3 protein-coding genes are annotated in these 3,043 nt (G+C 28.2%); all 3 read left to right on the top strand.

The window, feature by feature from the left end; genetic code table 11:
• Positions 1-172 precede the first annotated feature (172 nt).
• A complete protein-coding gene (locus KJQ97_RS09085; protein ID WP_214117677.1) occupies positions 173-331 on the top strand; it encodes a hypothetical protein in 159 nt (52 codons plus the stop codon).
• 269 nt (positions 332-600) lie between these two features.
• A complete protein-coding gene (locus KJQ97_RS09080; protein WP_214120645.1) occupies positions 601-1,575 on the top strand; it encodes an asparaginase in 975 nt (324 codons plus the stop codon).
• 42 nt (positions 1,576-1,617) lie between these two features.
• The gene (locus KJQ97_RS09075; RefSeq protein ID WP_214120644.1) at positions 1,618-2,886 is read left to right on the top strand and encodes a citrate transporter; all 1,269 of its coding nucleotides are present in this window, start codon (positions 1,618-1,620) and stop codon (positions 2,884-2,886) included.
• Positions 2,887-3,043 lie beyond the last annotated feature (157 nt).

The following is a 3,043-nucleotide window of genomic DNA, read 5'->3' as shown; positions in this document are numbered from 1 at the left end:
CTAATAAAAATCGGCGAATATATAAATTAAAAAAATTGTACTTAGCAATAAATTGAAATTCTTGTTTTAAATTCCATAAGAAAATTATCAAGATTTAACCTTTGTATTAATTATAGCCTTAAGATAAGCAAGATATAATCTATACATTTAGACTATATTATTAGGTATACGAATGAAAAAATTTTACAAAATAATCTATATTAAATACAACACTAAAACAAAAGAAGAATTACAAGTATTAGTAAATGATTTGAGCATAAGCTTAGGTGATATAGATACAAGTGCTATTACTGATATTGGCACACTTTTTAAATATACAAAAAAACTTTAGTGGTATAAGCAGCTGGAATGTTAGCAATGTAACTGATATGATTATTATGTTTGTTTATTTTAAGATAGAAAACGATACTTCAAAACACTCAAAAAGATTTGCAAATTATTAAATCTTATAATCAATTTAAACTAAAAAATAAAAAGTTTTTGATTAATTTATAATCTTAGAAATTAGAGCAATTATTTGACATATTATAAGGCTAAATTATACTTTATTTAAAGCTATATTTTTTATAATACTTATACATTTTATTTTAGGGGGTATTTATGAAAATAAGTGTATTAGGTATTGGCGGAACTATTTGTATGCTAAAAGATAGTAGTGGTGGGGTAAATCCTAAATTAGATGCAAAAATGTTGGTTGAAAGCATAGGGTTAAGCGAAGATATAAAAATAGAAGCAAAAACGATTTTATCTCTTCCTAGCCCATCTTTAAATTATGATAATTTATTAGAAGTGTTAAAAACAGCAAAAGAAGAGATTAGACATGGCTCAACTGGAGTTGTTGTCACTCAAGGAACTGACACTCTTGAAGAAAGTGCATTTTTGCTTAGTTTATTTTGGGATGAAGCAGCTCCTTTAGTAATTACTGGTGCTATGAAAAATCCTAGTGAAATAGGAGCCGATGGGGCTAGTAATTTATATCAAGCAATTTTAGTGGCAAGCAATACAAATTCCTTAAATCGTGGGGTTCTTTGTGTGTTTAATCATACTATTTATCAGCCTAGATTTATACACAAAAGCAATTCTTTTGCACTTGAAACTTTTGTATCTATTAATGGTGGAAATATAGGTTATATTTATGAAAAAGATGTAATTTATATAAGTCCAATTTATAAAAATAAGATTTATAAAACGCCTAATAGTTTAAATAAAAATGTAGCAATAATCCCTACTTGCCTTGATGGTGATAGTATGTTTTTAAATAATTTATCAGGTTTTGATGGTTTGGTAATTGATGGTTTTGGAGCAGGACATGTATCGTTTACTGCGGCTAGAAAATTAAAAGAATTAAACTTAAAAATTCCTTGCATCATCACAACTCGTACAGGAAGTGGAATGAGTGCTTATAAAACATATGCTTATGAAGGAAGCGAGATGGATATGCAAAAAAGTGGCTTTATTATGGGGAGTTTTTTTGATAGTTTAAAAGCAAGATTGTTTTTAACAATGCTTTTATCTAATGGTTTTTCAAATAATGAAATCAAACAAGAATTTGAAAATTACTATAAATATTTTTAATTTTATTATTTATAGTTGAGATAAACATATAAAGGATGGATTATGAATTATATTATTGTTGCTCAAATTATTATGAGCATTACGCTAATTTTGATGGTAATTGGAAAAACACCGCTTTATTTAACAGCACTTATTGGCACTACAATTAGTGTTTTAGTTGCTATGCTTGATATAAGAGAACTTACTTTAAACAAATTATTATTATCAGGACTTAATCCTGTGATTTTAGATATGACTGGTATTTTAATGTTTATAGGAACTATGCAAGCAAGCGGTTTTATGGATGATATTATAAAATTAATTATTAAAATTGGTAGAAAAATTGGTGGCGGAGAAGGAATTGCAGCAGCTAGTGCTATTGGTGCAGGTGTAATTGGAATGCTTACAGGTTTTACTCAACCATCTGTAACTGCAGTTGTAACTGCAAAGCCATCGGTTTTATTAGGAATGAATCCAAATCATTCAGCAGCTATTCACGCTCACGCAGGACATTTAGGCAATTTTGGTGGCTTTACTCACCCAACACAGGTTGCTATTATTGGAGCTACTAACATTGGATTTGGTCTTATAAATATTTTTGGTATTGTAATTGCCGTGTTTTTGATTATTTGTTCTGCTATTAGGTCTAAAATTTATAGAAAAAAATATTCTATTAGTATAGATAAAGATAAATTAAATCAAGCCATTAAAGAACTAGAAGAACAGAAAAGTAAATATAATACTTTCGTAGTATTTTTACCTTTTATAGCACTTTTTGCTGGCTTTATTTTTGGCTATCCTATATTTTTACTCGGTGTTTTTGCTAGTGTTTTGACTATCATTTTAGCAAAAATGAATATTTTTAGTGCTGAAAAACAAATGATAGATGGCGTTGGTAAAATCGCAATCCCACTTGTTGCAACTATAACATTTTTGTTTATGAGTGCTACTATTAAAGAAATAGGATTAGCAAAAATTATTGCAGATGTTTTTGAACCTATTTTAAAAATCGCCCCTGTTCAAGCAATGTTTGTAGTAGCTGTTGTAGCTGGATTTATTACACAAAGTTATGGTGCAAGCTCGGCTATAGTTTTACCATTTTTGCAAGCTACTATGAGTAGTTGTCCTTATACTTTCGCACTTGCTTTAGTTGCTGCTGGCGGTGCATCAATTGCGCAGTATTTTTTAACAGGTGGTCCTATTGCAGCATTATCTACTGTTATACCTATTGTGGAAGGTTCTAATTTAAAAGATGCTAATAGGTTTCAAAGACCATCTCAACTTATTGCATTAGGCTTACTTTTAGTACTTTCATTTATAATTAAATTTTAAGAAAAAAGGGGTTTAAATTCTATTGAATTTAAACCCTAAATACATTATTTAGATATAGAATTTATAAAGATTTATAGATGTGATTAACAAAACTTTTTATTTTATATTTTTTAGTTGTTTAGTTTAAATTATTATTTGAAATTACTATTTCAAATTC

Origin of the sequence: Campylobacter sp. 2018MI01, from assembly GCF_018501205.1 — a bacterium.
In the GTDB taxonomy this organism is placed as follows: Bacteria; Campylobacterota; Campylobacteria; order Campylobacterales; family Campylobacteraceae; genus Campylobacter_E.
Note: the sequence above shows the minus strand (reverse complement) of the source record. Positions and strands in the feature narration are given on the sequence as shown.